At 35.7% G+C, this 15,914-nt stretch carries 12 protein-coding genes; 4 read left to right on the top strand and 8 right to left on the bottom strand.

The features are described from left to right. Positions 1-14 precede the first annotated feature (14 nt). The 4 genes from H5S10_RS09055 to H5S10_RS09040 are packed head-to-tail and all read left to right on the top strand — an operon-like array spanning position 15 to position 2,562. Positions 15-866 (top strand): ABC transporter ATP-binding protein, encoded by an 852-nt coding sequence (locus H5S10_RS09055; RefSeq protein ID WP_182589334.1) that lies wholly within the window; start codon positions 15-17, stop codon positions 864-866. 1 nt (position 867) lies between these two features. Further along, positions 868-1,719, top strand: coding sequence for an ABC transporter permease (locus H5S10_RS09050; protein WP_094500965.1), 852 nt, complete (start codon positions 868-870; stop codon positions 1,717-1,719). A 2-nt stretch (positions 1,720-1,721) separates the two neighbouring features. After that, positions 1,722-2,174 (top strand): LytTR family DNA-binding domain-containing protein, encoded by a 453-nt coding sequence (locus H5S10_RS09045; RefSeq protein ID WP_182589333.1) that lies wholly within the window; start codon positions 1,722-1,724, stop codon positions 2,172-2,174. 1 nt (position 2,175) lies between these two features. Next, positions 2,176-2,562 (top strand): DUF3021 domain-containing protein, encoded by a 387-nt coding sequence (locus tag H5S10_RS09040; RefSeq protein ID WP_182589332.1) that lies wholly within the window; start codon positions 2,176-2,178, stop codon positions 2,560-2,562. A gap of 421 nt (positions 2,563-2,983) precedes the next feature. Here H5S10_RS09040 and H5S10_RS09035 read toward each other — a convergent pair whose 3' ends face one another. The 8 genes from H5S10_RS09035 to H5S10_RS09000 all read right to left on the bottom strand — a co-directional run bounded on the left by H5S10_RS09035 (position 2,984) and on the right by H5S10_RS09000 (position 15,801). Next, positions 2,984-4,138, bottom strand: a complete 1,155-nt coding sequence (locus H5S10_RS09035) for a plasmid pRiA4b ORF-3 family protein (RefSeq protein WP_231796032.1) — start codon at positions 4,136-4,138, stop codon at positions 2,984-2,986. Positions 4,139-4,226: 88 nt separating this feature from the next. Further along, on the bottom strand, positions 4,227-4,601 hold the full coding sequence (locus H5S10_RS09030; protein ID WP_231796031.1) for a hypothetical protein: 375 nt from the start codon (positions 4,599-4,601) through the stop codon (positions 4,227-4,229). 645 nt (positions 4,602-5,246) lie between these two features. Beyond that, positions 5,247-5,585, bottom strand: coding sequence for a hypothetical protein (locus tag H5S10_RS09025; protein ID WP_153704893.1), 339 nt, complete (start codon positions 5,583-5,585; stop codon positions 5,247-5,249). Between the two features lie 120 nt (positions 5,586-5,705). After that, positions 5,706-7,598: an SNF2-related protein gene (locus tag H5S10_RS09020; RefSeq protein ID WP_182589331.1), complete on the bottom strand. Its 1,893-nt coding sequence runs from the start codon at positions 7,596-7,598 to the stop codon at positions 5,706-5,708. After that, positions 7,579-8,871 (bottom strand): hypothetical protein, encoded by a 1,293-nt coding sequence (locus tag H5S10_RS09015; RefSeq protein WP_182589330.1) that lies wholly within the window; start codon positions 8,869-8,871, stop codon positions 7,579-7,581. Before H5S10_RS09015 ends, H5S10_RS09020 begins: the two co-directional genes overlap by 20 nt. A 1-nt stretch (position 8,872) precedes the next feature. After that, on the bottom strand, positions 8,873-11,848 hold the full coding sequence (locus H5S10_RS09010) for a type III restriction-modification system endonuclease (RefSeq protein WP_182589329.1): 2,976 nt from the start codon (positions 11,846-11,848) through the stop codon (positions 8,873-8,875). Between the two features lie 2 nt (positions 11,849-11,850). After that, positions 11,851-13,845, bottom strand: coding sequence for a site-specific DNA-methyltransferase (locus H5S10_RS09005; protein WP_153704897.1), 1,995 nt, complete (start codon positions 13,843-13,845; stop codon positions 11,851-11,853). A gap of 1,068 nt (positions 13,846-14,913) precedes the next feature. Next, entirely contained in the window at positions 14,914-15,801 is an 888-nt protein-coding gene (locus H5S10_RS09000) for a hypothetical protein (RefSeq protein ID WP_182589328.1), read from the bottom strand. Positions 15,802-15,914 lie beyond the last annotated feature (113 nt).

Below are 15,914 nucleotides of genomic sequence, written 5' to 3'. Positions count from 1 at the left end.
GAGGTATTCTAATCATGTTAATTAAAGCAAATAATCTTACTAAAAGATACGGAACAAAATTAGCTCTAGATAACGTAAATTTACAGATCGATCGTGGTCAATTAATTGCTTACCTAGGTACTAATGGTGCAGGTAAATCAACTACTATCAATCTTCTTACTGGTTTAATGACGCCAACCTCGGGGATAATCACACGCCGTCAAGGAATAAAAATTGGCGTTGTCTTCCAAGATAGCATTCTCGATAAAGAACTTTCAGTTAAAGATAATCTTAACTTTAGATCAAACTTATATCATGAAGATCATACTGAATGGGTTCACCAGTTAATTAGCCTAATGGGCCTCACCCATTTTCTAAATCAGCGCTATGGAACATTATCTGGTGGACAGCGACGCAGGGTTGATATCACTCGTGCCTTGATTACCGACCCAGATATTCTTTTCCTTGATGAACCGACAACTGGATTGGATTTACAAACGCGACTTGTTATTTGGAACCTCCTTCAAAGGCTACAAAATGAACATGGTCTAACTATTTTTCTAACAACTCATTACTTAGAAGAAGCCGAAAATGCCGATCAAATGTATATCTTAGAAAACGGCAAAATTTTAGTTTCTGGCTCAGCAACTGATATTAAACAACATTATGCACCAACTAAATTAGTGGTTACAACAAATGGACATAAGCTACAAACTAACTACCCTGAGAAACAATTAACACCTCAAAAATTTTCTTTTGATGGTCTTAATTGTTCAGAAGTTATTACATTACTACATAGCAATCAAGAGTATATCATTAACTTCTCATATACCCCCGGTTCAATTAACGATGCTTTTGTCAAAATTACCGGAAAGGAGCTTCAATAATATGATTGCGTTAATTAAAAGAAACTTAAAGATTTACTTTGCTAATAAGATTGGTGTCTTGATGTCTTGCCTTGGTGCTTTAATTTCATTCTTTATTTATATTGGTTTTTTGCAACAAAACCTGATATCTTCATGGCAATCATTGCCTCATGCAAAAGAAATGTTAGATTTATGGATGATTAGTGGAATTGTCGCCATCGCCGGTATTACCACTTCATTTCAAGCTCTTGGTCAATTAGTCAAAGATCGAGAAAGTCGAACATGGGATGATTTAAGTCTAACTGATTTGACACCGTTCCAAATTAATTGTAGCTATTTAACTGCAACAATATTTATTAGCACACTAATGCAGATCATTACATTCTTCATCATGGCAGTTTACTTTATTTTAGTAGATAATATTACTATTCCAACTACTGCATTGCTTCCCGGATTAGTTTTTATTGTTTTAGGTGCAATTGGCGCAAGTGCTGTTAATTTAATTATTGTTGACCTAATCCATTCTTCTACGACTTTTAGCCGCCTTTCTGCCATAATTGGCGCAGCTTCCGGATTTATGATCGCTACTTATATGCCCTATGGAACATTATCCAAATCAGCACAATTTGTAGTAAAATTATTTCCAAGTAGTTATGAGGCTGCTAGCTTGCGAAGCCTTCTACTAAATAAACTAAGCAAAAAATTTTTACCGCCATCTAGTCGGTACCAAATGATTGAATATCTGGGTATCCACTTCAAGATTCATGGTTATCAGTTAAATAATTATAGTAATGCATTAATGATTGTGGGAATGTCTATAGTTTTAATAGGTCTTGGAGCTGTTTTGGCAAATCGATATCAGAGGAAGAGTTAATTGTGCAAATTCATTTTCAGGCAGATCCATTACTAGGTCCTGACGATCTTAATATTACTGTGAACGCTGTTACTAAAAACGATAAAGTTATTAACCTGCTTAATTATTTAGATAAGTATAATCAGAAAAGTAGCTCTTTAATCCCAATAAAAACAGAAGACAGGATTTTAACTATAAAGCAAACAGAGCTTATCAAGGTAGAGGTAACCAAAAACATTCTCTCTTTTTATACAAAAAGTGATGTAATTCAAACAAACGGACGACTATATCAGGTATTAACAAGGCTTAACGAAAATTTTGTTCAAGTATCAAAACACGGCATTATTAATTTAAATCATTTAATTTCCTTAGAAGCTGGATTTACTGGCAACATGATTGCTAAATTAAATTTTGATCAACGTGCCGATGTTTCACGGAAATATCTACCAGAGTTAGAAAGAAGATTGGGACTATAAAATGATAAATTTAAAAAGGAGTATTCGTTACTTTATTCGTGGGATGGGTTACGGGTCTATTACTTATCTCGCAATTATTGCATTTCTCACACCTAATATGACTGTTTCTACTACTAGTGTCTTTACAGTGTTCATTATTAGTGGATTAATCGGGGAATTAAGTTTTGTATTTCAAACAGAACTACCATATTCGATCGCTCTCATTATTCACCTAATTGGGACTTTTATTCTATATTCTGTAATGATGCTAATCAATCATTGGCCACTTAATTGGCAAACCATTATAATTTTCATTATCGTCTATATCGCTATTTGGCTTTTTATTCGCTTGTTAGAAGAGCAACATATTAATCGAATTAATAAGCAAATTAGAAACAGGCAAAAATAAATTTTGTATCGCAATCATCGCTTCGTTACTAAAATGAGGTGATGATTTTTGTATAGGTTAATGTCCATACAATCAGATGTTTGATAACTTCTTAGTTTCACATTTGCTTGTCGATCTGTCATTTTGCTGCCTCCCTTAACACGTTTCTTTTATATAAAACGTTAAATACACGATTACCCTACAAACGCCTACTTGACTATCGAAATAGAACATAGAATACTCGACTAGTTAGTTCAAAATAGAAAGAATCACCATCTTTCAACGTTACATAAAGTTCACGTTCAAAGATGGTGAAGTGGTTAATTTAACTATTTAAGGTTGAGTTTTCAATGCAATGATCGCCATTATTATCTCATTAAAAGCTGACAAAGATTTCCGTATATCCGTTACCTTACGCCTCTTACAAAAATAGTGAGGCGAATCATTTAATTAACTGGTTTAATTCGTTGATGTCCACAGTATCAAGGTCAATTGCTTCTCCACCTAACCAGTCTAAAAGGTCCGGATCAACTTGCCCTTTTTGGTAATCATCATAATACTGCGCTAAACCACCGACACCACCAATATCTTCAATAATACCGTAACCACGAGCTTTTTGAACATGTGGTAGCTTCTCATTAGTAACTGGTTGAATTTTTTGGACATGAAGTTTAAACTCCCAGCCGTCCCCATAGTCATAATGAATAGTTAATTTATCTTTTTCATTTAATAATGAGACCGTTGCTAGATCAAGCTTAACTTTTGTCATCCCGCCTGGCACAAAATCCGCTGACTGAGTATAAAATTCCTCAGTCTGTTCATTAATTGCATCATACAAGTGTGCCAAGTCACCATGAAACATCAAAATCACTGTTTCAGCGAGTTCCTCAATTGTACTACTACCCTTAATCACGAACGTACGGCTTGCTAGCGGTTTAAAATCAGCTAATTTAGCAGTAATTACATACGCTTGGTCATAGTTTTGCGGATTAATCAATTGACGGTTGCCAACATTCGCTGACGTATCTGCTTGTACTGGAGCTAGTTCATCAAGCAACTGCTGAATAAGAGAGTCTTGATAGTCATCTTCTGGTGCAGCTAATTCCGGTTCTCCATAGATAATATCGTAGCTTGTATCTAGATAGTCTGCAACATCCCTAGCAGCTGATTGGCTCACGATTCCTGTATGACTTAGAAAAACATAAAAATTGGATAACGTAGCAGAAAGAAGATCCTCATCAATTTGATCTAACGTTCCAGCGAAAAAGATGTTTGGCGCAGCTAGGTTGGTTGTAACCATACAAATTTTATCTTTTAACATGAAGTGGTTCAAAAATTGGTCCAAGATACGACGAGCAGTCTTATCATCTCCCATTAACTGACCATCAGCACTGACGATAAACTGGTCAATCATTTGCTGGTTGTTTTTGCTAATCGCTTGAACTGTTGCTGGATTATCTGCTGAGGCTTTTCCTTCGTCATCCGCCCAAATACGGGGATCTTTAAATTGTGGCTTGATAGTACAATATTTGGCCCCCGGTCGTGGAGCTTTCACCTTCACCGGATGTTCTTCATTAACCAATTGGCAAAATTGCATTAAAACTTCCTGATCATTTCCAGATAAAGCTAATAACAAGTAGACAAGATCATTAAAATCCTCAGTTGATGAAAAATCATCATTATCGTTAATGGGTTTCCTTAAATTCTGCTTGGTGGTTAGCAATTATCTGCAAATAATTTTTAAGTTTTTCGTTTTCAGCAGATGGGATTGGCCGGTATAAATTAAACGAAAAAACGTTTTGCATTAACCAAGTACGTTGCGGATCAACCAAAAAGGGCATTTTATTTAGAAAGTTAATGGCAACTTGACTAAATTTACCCTCGCCTAATTTGTCAGTAAAGACTGGTAAACCAGTTTCCTCTTCTACATATAGGTAGTATGTTTTATTATCAATCTTTACCGGACTAAGCTGCCACCGTCGTAAAGGTTTTTGGCTAATCTTACCAGTGTTATGAGGTAGCCGATTAGCCAAGTCAGGACTATAAAATAACTGCGCCATGATTGCTACTCCTTTATTTTTGAATGTGTGAGAAATGAATTTTATTCGCTGGCTATAAAAGAAAGCGAAAGGAATATCATTTATAGTTTACAATCTTGTGCGGTATTTAAATAAGTTAATACCATGAATTTTTCAACAAATTCCGGAATCTCTTTGACCAAGTCGGCCCAGTCAAACGCATTCTTAGCCTCAAATGCCACTTCCATTTCTTTTTGCCAGCTCAGTTTTTTTGCGAACAGTTGCTAGAATTTCCATTTGGCCTTTTGGCGACGCCCCACCGGTTAATGCGTTGATCATAATAATCCCTTCTAGTAATCTATCTCATGTCTTTTATTTATATTATAAATAGGAACTTGAAACATTTCAAAGAGATAATTCTTTAGTTGATTACTTAGCCCCTGCTGAACTCAACTAAAAACGATTAACGAACAATGATTCATTAGTCCAAATTTGTCTTAATAGAGTAAGTAATCTCTACCTTTGAATATGAAAATTCCCCATTTTAAACGTTATATGCAAAATACAATTTAACAATCGTAATATTAGCGAATAATCGGATTATATTACAACAAAAGTCCACAGCAACTTACAACGTTGGGTTACTGCAGACTTTTGTGTGTCATTATAATTATTTGCTAATAGAAGTTATTTATCACGAAAATTATCATCGTTGTTATATGGACTATGTTTGATAATTTGATCTGTAGTATAGATATCCCACATTGTATTAGATATATCATTTTCTTGACCAGAATCACTCGGTCTCTTATTTTTAGATTTAAGATCTGGTCCTAAATCATCACCTTCAAGCCAGCTCATCACATCTATAATAAGGCTAAGCCCTAAACATGTTCCACCAATAATGAAGATAAATGCTAATACTAAATACCAAATGTGTAGTAGAGTTGCAATAATAGCTGCAATTACTATTGCTATCGCCCATCTTTTATGTAAAATTCGTTTTCTTTCATCTGACGGTTTCATGATATTTATCCTCTTTTCAATATAATGAATACCTAAACTTACAATCCACCGAAATAAAAATATTCTTCTAGTCATATTATCTCCTGGATTTAAGTCTATTACAAATAGTAACATTACAAATTACTTATACTTCCCCATTACGATATCCTTAACTTCCTGTAGATAATCATCTGTATATTCGGGCACGAGTAGTTGACCATCGATTGCATCAAGCATAACTCTTTCTTTATCTTTTAGCTTCTTATAAACGGTACTATCAATAAATCCCATATGTGCGACATCACCCTTGGTCATTAGATAGTAATACCGAGTGTATTGATCCGCTGGTAATCCCAAACGATTAATTCGATCCCGCGATTGCAGCATAAAAGTCAAGTTGAAGTTATATTCAAAGTAGACTGCATCGTGTACGGTTTGGTGCAACGAAATAGATTCTCCTAAGGTATTAGGATTTGACACCAGCACCTGTGCATCCCCCGTTCGGAAGTTGTTAATCATTTTTTCACGATCCTTCTTAGGAGTAGCGCCATAAATCAAAGTAGTTTTGATACTCATATCATTAAGAGTATCGGTAATCTTTTGCATGGTACCAACAAACATTCCCCAAACAAGGACTTTCTTACCTTGGCTAACTAATTTGTCGATCAAATCAATACCCATCTCAAACTTAGGTGCTTCTATTTTAGCTAGATCAAATTTTTTGTAAGCTTCTCCGCTACTGGAATTTTCTTTTTCAACTGTGGCCACCTGTTTATCCCATACTCCAGAATCCGCATCCACCAGTCCCAATTCCTTATAATTGATGTTAGAACTAAGCAATTCTGGATTTGTGGATGCCTGTAACAACCTAATAAACGTTGCCAGAGTTCCATTTTCATTTTCATAAATTGCTTGCGCCAGTAGTTCCTGATTTTTTGAGGGAACTGCCTCTTTAATAATGTCTGGATCAGGCTTTGGTACATGAAGATCCTGCTTATTCGTTCTCCAGAAAAATGGCGATAATTTCTTATTAACATCTTCAGAATCAATGTTGTTTAAGGTATTTAGATCCCAGGCAAAGAATGAAGAATATTCATCAGGATACATTAAATGTAAGAAATTATAAATATCCCTAAAGCTGTTTGGAATTGGTGTTCCTGTTAAAACATACCGATAATGTGGTGCTTGGCTGAGATTCAAGGCCGCCTTAGCTCGTTGACCGCCGACTCCTTTAACTCTGTGTACCTCGTCAAAGACCAGCATCGTTTTAGAATCCAACAAATCGTTGATAACGTTCAGCTTACTTTGCAGAGCTTCATAATTAATGCTGATTACATCTGCCTGCACCCAGTCGTGCTTAATTGCTCCAGCATTATTGTTATACTTTTTATCCCGCATATTAAGATAATGCAATTCCCGCTTAGGGCCAAAAACCTCTTGAAATTCTGTCCGCCAGGCAGCAAATGCGTTTAAGGGGGATACCACTAGGAGCTTATCAACTTCATTTACTCTAGGGCTGGACAGATAGGCAAAGGTCCCATACATCATGGCAGTTTTTCCAGCACCTGGTACAGAAAAATTAGCTGCTCGTTTCATAATCGTCATAAAGAAGCTGGCCCGTTCTTGTTCCGGCTTTAATGAACGCGTAATCTCTTGACTAACAACCTCCTTGAAGTTATCAAATTCTTGTTTCCACCGCGGATCACCATTCTTAATGGTTAGGCCTGCTTGACTCTGTTCTTTGATGTAATACTGACGCTGTTGGACAAACTGATTAAATTTATTACTAGTTCGTACTTCAGGTAGTCCTTTACGCTGTAAGCGGCGATTAAGCTTTTTGACTAACTCCAATAACTGAACATAAGTCAAATCCGGCTTAAACGTCCGTTGCTCAGGATTTTCAAAATAAGGTGCAAAGATTGATAGGCCTCGCTGAGCAGCTTTGGTCTTCAGAGTATGGTTATTATCATCTAACAGTTGAAACAGACCCGCATCATTCTTAATGATAATTGGACTATCTGATTTCGTCGCCATACTTAGTGAACAACTCCTTACTCAATTGATTTAAGTCCCGCATATATTTCTGCAGTTCCTTTAGTTGATCTTCACTAACCTCGTTATAACGAAGGCTTCCGATTAGGCCGCCATCTTCATTTAAATCATGGTAGTACTTCACATTCTGCTTTATATTGCGGATGAACTTCTCTACAGACTCACTGTTACGGGCGTTCCGCATGTAAGTATCAAACGTATCTCCCAATGCTTCAACAGTTTCATTCTCATCAGTCAAAGTCTGCATTAAATCAGCAGTAGTATGAATTTCATTATCCTGTAGTGATTCGGACAGATCATCTATTATATCCGCAACATCATCATTAAAGTCTTCATTATCAACGCTGTTAACAACATTTTTCCCATACTCACGAATATGAGTTCTAGCCGTATTGCCACTAACACCGACATGAATTTGATAAAGAATAACTCCAAAATATGAATTCATTGTTTCATTTTTGCGAACTTGAGATTCAGGATCATCACCAAAATTTTTAGCCAGGGTCTTACCCATTTCATAGAAAAGCGACCAAACTTTACTTTCCTTAATAATGTTGAAGTTATTTTCTGGAGCCCCAATAAATTCCAGAAACTTCTTCATGTAGACCGCGCCATCATAATATTTCTTAACTTCAGTTGGACGCATATGCGAGTCAGCTGCATAATCCGCTTGGGTCATAATTGGGTTATCACCACCGGTAGTCTGATAAATATCAACCGCCAAATCAACCGGATCGTAATTTTGACGTTCTTCCACTCCCATCTGAATGGCTAACTCAAGTTTTTTAATTTTGACCCGCTCAGTAGTGTTGTTATAGGAAAATGGCAGAACTACTGCTTCAAAGTACACTGTTTTCCCGGTTGATTGGTGAATATCACGCAAAGCAGTAAATCGCCGGTTACCATCAACAATTCGTCCATCATCTAAAACATACCCATAAACTTGTTGTCCAGAATTCTCAATAGATTTTTCTGTTCTTTTTAAGGCGCCAGTATTATCTTGTTCAATCAACTTAGCCACAAAATTATTGTATCTTGGATCCTCCAGATCACTAGTAGGATGTAATTCTCCTTCATATTGTGATACACCTGTTGCAATTCGCCCATTTTTGTCATTGTAGTATAAATATTCTAATGGAATCCTATAGACATCTAATGTCTCAGAACTTACCCCGTCAACTTTAATTGGTAGTTTAGGCTTAGCGCCAGTTTTCTCTAGCTTTCCCTCTTTAGCTAATCTAATTAGCGACAACATTTTAATTCAACTCCCCATTTTCCAATTTATTAATTAAATCATGTACTTCTTGCTCACTAGTCGCCATTCGGTAGTAAACCCCTGACTCCTTAAGATGATCAAAATACTTCTGTTGAATAATATGAATTTCTTCGTCACCCAAGCGCATGTTTTCCGCCTTAGTTTCAATCACCAAGTAAATTGGCTTGTTACCATGCTCAATCTTAAAAATGAAGTCCGGTGTCGTTGTACCATTATCAAAGCGTGGAATTTTAATAGCTCTTTTTGGTAGTTTCCCAAAAACACTAATCTTAGGACCATACGACCGATTTAAGATTTTTAATTCTGGGTCGGCGCTATCATAACGCAGCGGTGGTCGATCATATAAATACTTCTCATCAGAAGTAGCGTTGGACTGATAAACACCTAATACACTAGCTGGTACTGTATCCACAAATTCATGTTTTTTAGCATTATAAATCGACGTTGATGACGAAAAATCTAATGGTTCATAGCTATACGAAGTCTTAATCCGTTCATTAAACTGATTATTAAATGTCCTAATTAGGTTACCAAGCGTCTTTTCGTTAATATAATTAGTATTATTTCTTAGCCTTTTGATTGCCTTGATCATCAAATTATTCAGTAAGTTAACCGATAAGTCAGTTTGTTTAGCTAAAATTTTGAGAAACTTACCGTAGTTCATGGTCAAGTATTCAGTACTATAATCCGCTTGCGTCTCCTTTATAACAGCATTTCCACTCGTGGTATCAACCTCTTGATGAACCATTTGTGGACGCTGCAAAACAAATACCTTATTGTCACTATCATTGAAAACATTACGAGCAACCGTTTCAGCATCCTTATTTACTGACGGATCAAACTTAATCATTTGGCGTTTAGCTAACTGTAGCCACAGATTCTTTAATTGTTGCCAGTTTTGCTTCCGTAATTTAACAGTAGTACTATCCCTTGAATTCTTATCACGAACCCTATCTTTAGCAACTTTAGTTTCCTGTTCAAGTTCTGGATAAAGCTGACACAAGGCGTCATAACCGGACATAATTTGACCATCGAAAGCAACATCGTCTTTGAACTTATTAGAACGAGTAATCACATTATGGGCATCTAAATCATCAAGCAACTGGTCCTCATTAAACTTAGGATCAGCTTTTTGTTTAGCTTTAACAATCAGCTTGATCATGTCATCAGTTAATTCTTCTTGGTTCAGCTTAATTGGTGAATCGTCATTAATTTCACCAACTAGTTTCTGTGCAAAGTCACGTTCGTCATAACCAATTAAGAAAGAAAGACGACTTTGCCATTCATCTTGGTTTAGGCGGTGACCAGTTTCATCAACGGGTAACCGCAAACCACGTCCAACTTCTTGAATCTTACTAATTTCTGAACCAGAAGTACGAAGTTTAGCAATCGTGAAGACATTTGGATTATCCCATCCTTCACGAAGCGTCCACTTAGAAAATAGGAAACGCCGAGTTAGCCAATTACCATCTTTATCCTTAAAACTCAAGAGCTTTTCCTTGTTACTCAAAATGTCTTCAACCTCTGCCTGGATATCGGCATCTGAACTCCCACGATCTTCACTAAAATAACCGGCATACACATCCTGATGTTCAGACTGGAGGCTTTTTAAGGTTGCTTGTAGGAACGAACAGTATTCCTTCTCACGGTCGTCAATTGCCATTTCATAGTGGTCAATTAGCTTTTTTAGCTTTTTAGTTAAAATATCTTCAAAATGCTGAGCTAACCAGCCTTTGCCATCATTCTCACCACGAAAACTGGAAATACTATCAATAAAAAATAGGGACAAGGTCTTGATTTTGGGCGCATTATCTCCTGAATTTAAGCGTAAGAAATTCTCTCTCTCAGCTTTAAAATGGCAATCCAATGCCTGTAAGATAATTTCATCCTGATAGTTTTGGGCAAAAGTTCCCGGGATCAACTTCATATCTTTAGATAAGGTGAGCCCATTAGAAAGCTCTCGATCAGTTCCACCAGCATAGGTAATGTTTCCCTCAAACCCTGGATCGACATCCGCCAAGTTTTCACCAACGCTTAAAGAGTATTCCTTCTTACCCTTAGAAAGAATCAGCTCCTTAGCCTTAGCCTGCTTAACCTTATACAGATTATTAGCTTGTTCCTCAGTCATATCAGGATAGTCAATATCAATACCTTTAACTAATCCTTGGTTAAAACTATCCACCGCATCTAGATTAAATTGTGGTTCACCACGGTAATAATCGATTTTGGTAACTTTATTTTTACCACGACCAGTTGTTGTTTCTGGGAAAGTAGCACCGAAACGTACAATCAGCTGTGGCTTCATTGCTTCAATATCTTCATAGAACTTCTTACCGCGTGGAAAGCGTTGAGGTTCATCAATAATTATTACTGGGCGAGTAGCTGCAATTGCTTTAATTGGTGCAGTCTCCCCACCTAATAAAGTTTGATCATAGTCATTACGATGCATCGACTTAGAGTGCAGCATCCCCTGATTAATCAATAGCACTTCAATTTGATTAGCGTTTTGCCGAGTAGCTTCCACAAATTCAGATAATTGTGCGGGGAAGTTTCGTCGTCCTGAACGCGCACTAAAATCACCCGCATTAATAACATTTAATTGAACCCGTGTATTTTCATAGAATTCACTAAAATGCTGCTTAGCATAGTCACTGGTGATAAAACTTCGAGTCCCCTCCTTAATGCTGGGACTAGGGACGGCAATAACAAACTTAAACAAACCATATTTTTGGTGAAGTTCATACATCATTCGGGTGTAAACGTACGTCTTCCCAGTACCAGTCTCCATCTTAATATCGATATTAGCCTTGTCATTATAACGGTACCTGATTAAAGGATTGGCATAAATATAGTTAGCATTCGGATCGTTAGACATGATATCCATGCCAGAAAATGCTTTATCGATAGCAGCGAGGGCGTCAATTTGGTGTTGTAAAGTTTCAAGTTTAATCTTCATGGTTAGTACCTCTTGATTAAATTAACTTTATTGTCTAACTGCTTGAGGCCATTCTCTAGTTCACGCAGTTCAGCAATATTGAAGGAATAGCCAAATATTACAACGCTCTGAAGGTGGAGTTCATTAGTTCCTAACTTATTCAATAACTCTTTAGTTTGATTACTACCCCATCCTTCATTGATAAGGTATAAGCGATCATCAACTAAATGGGCATTGTAGTTATCAAATTGAATGTTCTGAACATTAGCATCAAAAGAATAGCCGTCTTGAGCTAACCAAGTTGTTAAAATTGTTTGCTCACCAGTTGCGTTACCAGGGATGTTTAGACTCTCACTAGAGAAGCCTTCAACCATGTTAGTAAATAAATCAGTGTTATCCGGATCAAAATCATCAATATCTTCTAAAGTTTGTTTGGTTGGTTTGACTACGCGGTAATGCTTAAAGCTTCCGTCAAAGTCTGCGGGGAGCGTTAATTCGTTATCTTCCTTAATTTTCCTAGCTGCACGGCGAATCCGTTCACGAGAGATTTCATCAATAGATTTAAAGCCCGCATCATAGGCAGCTTTTCCACCCTTAGTTGGTACCTCTTTACCATCCTTATTAGTGTGGTAAGTCTTTTCAGGAAGCTGAACCATAATAAATTTGCGGTGACCGCCATCCTCTGCATTAAGTTGCATAACGGCATCGGCAGTGGTAGAGGAACCGGCAAAGAAGTCTAGAATTGTAGAATTTTCTGAAGTAGAACTCAATATTAAATCATGTAAGAGTGCTACCGGTTTAGGAAAAGCAAAGATTTTACGTTCCATTAAATCTTCAACCTCTGCTGTTCCTCTTCGACTAGTATAATTTTTTCCTTCAATAATAGAACGAATTAATTTTGCTGAATTTCTCATTTTCTGCACTATACGATATTGACCGTTAGTTTCATATCCTACTATTTCTTGATTAATATATTTTTGTGATTTTTCTTTCCCCCATCGCCATACAAATTGAATATTATTCTTTTGTGATCTAGGAGGGAAAATTTTTACGTTATAATGCTCTTTAGGTTCCAATGAAATTTTAAAAAAACCATTCTCATCTCTTTCGTTATTGTTTAAATAAAATGGATAGAATAAATTAGGACGATTTTCATTAGTAAATGATTCATTAGAATTATAAAGCGGATGAATATTAAAATTTCCCCTATTATCTTTATAAGAAAATTTTTTATTTTTGTCAGGTAATAAGTTAGATTGTGCTTTGTCTCTGTTTTTGGCATAGAAAAGAACATAATCATGCATTTTCCCTATTTGACCATAATCACGAGCATTAGGAGTAGACTTGATAACAAATTGACCTATAAAGTTATTTTCTCCAAAAATCGAATCGCATATAAGTTTCAAATTAAAATCTTCATTATCATCTATTGAAATAAATATAATTCCTTGTTGAGTTAATAATTGTTTGGCTATTGCTAGTCGTGGATACATTAAAGTTAACCAAGCTGAATGACTAGCTTTTCCCTGAATACTTTTTAATCGTTCAACTTGATCATCATCCAAACCAAACATATCTTTTAACTTGTCATCACTATATTCAAAAGAATCCGGGTAAACAAACCCGTCACTACCAGTGTTATACGGTGGATCAATATAAATCACGTCAACCTTGTTAGCATAGGCTGTTTGTAAATGACGCAAAACTTCCAAATTATCGCCAGTAAAGAATAAATTCTTACTATCCTTACCTTCACCATTATTATGCTTTTCATCAGGTACAATCACACTCGTCGGCATTTCACCTGCTTGTCGACGGGCGTAGTCTTTACCAATAAAGTTAAGTTGGTAACCTTCACTAAGTTCGTTGATATTCTTATCTTTCAGTTGAGATTTAAATTTATCTAAATCAAAAGCTCCATCCTTAGTAAAGAATTCTGGGAGCTTATTCTTAAGCTCGCTTAAGAATGCTGAATTAGGTTGGACATTCTGATTAAACTTTTCACTATCCCTAAGCAAGCTCAACACCCCCATTCAAAAATGAAGGCACAAAAATAGAACCTACTAATCCTTTAAAAATTAGTAAGCTCTTTAAAAATTGCTTGACAAATAAGCATTGACTTAAATAATCAACGTGTTGTGTTGTGTTGTGTTGTGTTGTGTTGTGTTGTGTTGTGTTGTGTTGTGTTGTGTTGTGTTGTGTTGTGTTGTGTTGTGTTGTGTAACATCACAATAATCTCCTCATTATTTTTCAATAACAATGTATCAAATAATTTCTATTAGTTCAATTCTTGACCGTCATCAAAATATTTTCCTCTTAGTTATAATTTTATGTTAAATTAATACTTATTCGTTAATATTTAAAAGGGGTGGTACTCATCAGTAAAAAATTATCTAAGGCACAAATATAGGCACTACATCAAGATATTTTGACTACCATCCGCCAATCCTATCCCGGTAATGGCTACAAAATTGTCTCGGTTAGTACCTCTTCGACTAGCGAAAGTTTATATGCCTATGTCATGTATAAACGCAGACTTTATTACCTAAGATTCGCAGCTCATCACAATGAAATAAAAGGTCATAGTTATACCACCTTTAACCTTTTAAATTATTCAAATTGGACAGAGTTATGGACCGAATTGCGCCGTTATTTTAACGTTACCTACCAAACCAATGCTTATCACCTAATGAGCTATCATAATTTTATTTGGCTTGCCTTAATTTACCGATGTTCTACTAATCCCGCGTTCAAAGTTAAGTTTGAACCAGCTGACGAAATTCGCAAAGTAACAATATATATGCATAATCAAATTTTTGCTGAAATCACTAATAAACTTAGCGTCCGAAGACTAATAGCTAGCCTACTTATGGGCCTAGTTTATTCAAATTCTCATATCAACCGTGTATATCTTAAAAAGCCAGTATTTTTAAATATTACCCATTCTGGTATAAAAATATTAAATTATTTCCCTGAAGTAAGTAAATATGGCACTGATAGAAGATGGATAACGGATCCTCGGTTATTAACTACCATCAAATTAAATAATATAGACTAAAAACTACAATAATCCTTATTATGGCATCTTAGTGATGACGATATTTATTAATCCTTAATTCCGTCATGGGAATTCGGCTATAATTTAAATCAAGATTCTCAACAAATAGAAGATCGTTATACCATTTATTGATTGCTTTTTTGAAATTGTTATTATATTGATTCCGACGAATTAAGTAGACTAGATGTGATTCAATTTCTGCTTGAGTCATTTCTTTATTCACAATAATCCGTCGCAAAATATGTCTTCGTTGTGCTTTTGATAATCCAATTTGAGAGTTAACATTATATCCCAAATAATGAAGATGCGATTCTGGATCACCATAAATATCATCAGTAGATTTATTATCATTGATAAAGTTTTGCCTAGCAGTCCAATATTCATTTGTTACTATTCGGCACAAGACTCGTCCTTTACTCTGTAACCATTTGTAAACATGTTCAAGAACAAAGAATTTATCACATGTTTGACAGTAAACAGCTGGAAAGCGAACATCCCTAGTCTTATCTTCCATTACGACAGCAACTCTCCCATAAATATCAACTAGATTATGATGATGTGATACACAATAGTTTAAGTTCGATCTGGTAAGAAAAGTATGATTATCAAGAGGATAGACAATCTTTCCCTTACGATGTTCAAACTTTGAACTACTAGACTTTACCGGACTATATTTAGAAGCTGAACTAGCCCCATTGTTAAATAATGCTGCAGAATTTTGTTTTATTGATTTACTTGAAGCAGGCTCCTCGTCCTTATGTATAGAACTAGTATCCTGCTCTTGTGTTACCTTATTTTTTGTACTGATTTCTGGATCATCTAAATTTTGCACATCATTATTATTGCGTGGTTCAAAAATAGTCTTTTTAATTTTAAGAATAAATTGTTTGATTTTTGATATTACATTGGTAAGCATATGTTTTTCTCTTTAACTTCCTAAAACAAATTACTTAATTATTATCTCAGATAGCTATTGCTCGTCGCAACAACATAGCAAACTCACCATCTATTTTTTAGATTTAGAACAGG

It is taken from the genome of Limosilactobacillus balticus (assembly GCF_014145615.1).
Taxonomy (GTDB): domain Bacteria; phylum Bacillota; class Bacilli; order Lactobacillales; family Lactobacillaceae; genus Limosilactobacillus; species Limosilactobacillus balticus.
Note: the sequence above shows the minus strand (reverse complement) of the source record. Positions and strands in the feature narration are given on the sequence as shown.

Bases quoted from the DNA above. Each gene is read 5' to 3' on its own strand.
- H5S10_RS09025 (WP_153704893.1), bottom strand. From the start codon at position 5,585: ATGAAACCGTCAGATGAAAGAAAACGAATTTTACATAAAAGATGGGCG.
- H5S10_RS09015 (WP_182589330.1), bottom strand. From the start codon at position 8,871: ATGTTGTCGCTAATTAGATTAGCTAAAGAGGGAAAGCTAGAGAAAACT.
- H5S10_RS09020 (WP_182589331.1), bottom strand. From the start codon at position 7,598: ATGGCGACGAAATCAGATAGTCCAATTATCATTAAGAATGATGCGGGT.
- H5S10_RS09035 (WP_231796032.1), bottom strand. From the start codon at position 4,138: ATGCAATTTTGCCAATTGGTTAATGAAGAACATCCGGTGAAGGTGAAA.
- H5S10_RS09055 (WP_182589334.1), top strand. From the start codon at position 15: ATGTTAATTAAAGCAAATAATCTTACTAAAAGATACGGAACAAAATTA.
- H5S10_RS09040 (WP_182589332.1), top strand. From the start codon at position 2,176: ATGATAAATTTAAAAAGGAGTATTCGTTACTTTATTCGTGGGATGGGT.
- H5S10_RS09000 (WP_182589328.1), bottom strand. From the start codon at position 15,801: ATGCTTACCAATGTAATATCAAAAATCAAACAATTTATTCTTAAAATT.
- H5S10_RS09010 (WP_182589329.1), bottom strand. From the start codon at position 11,848: ATGAAGATTAAACTTGAAACTTTACAACACCAAATTGACGCCCTCGCT.
- H5S10_RS09050 (WP_094500965.1), top strand. From the start codon at position 868: ATGATTGCGTTAATTAAAAGAAACTTAAAGATTTACTTTGCTAATAAG.
- H5S10_RS09030 (WP_231796031.1), bottom strand. From the start codon at position 4,601: ATGGCGCAGTTATTTTATAGTCCTGACTTGGCTAATCGGCTACCTCAT.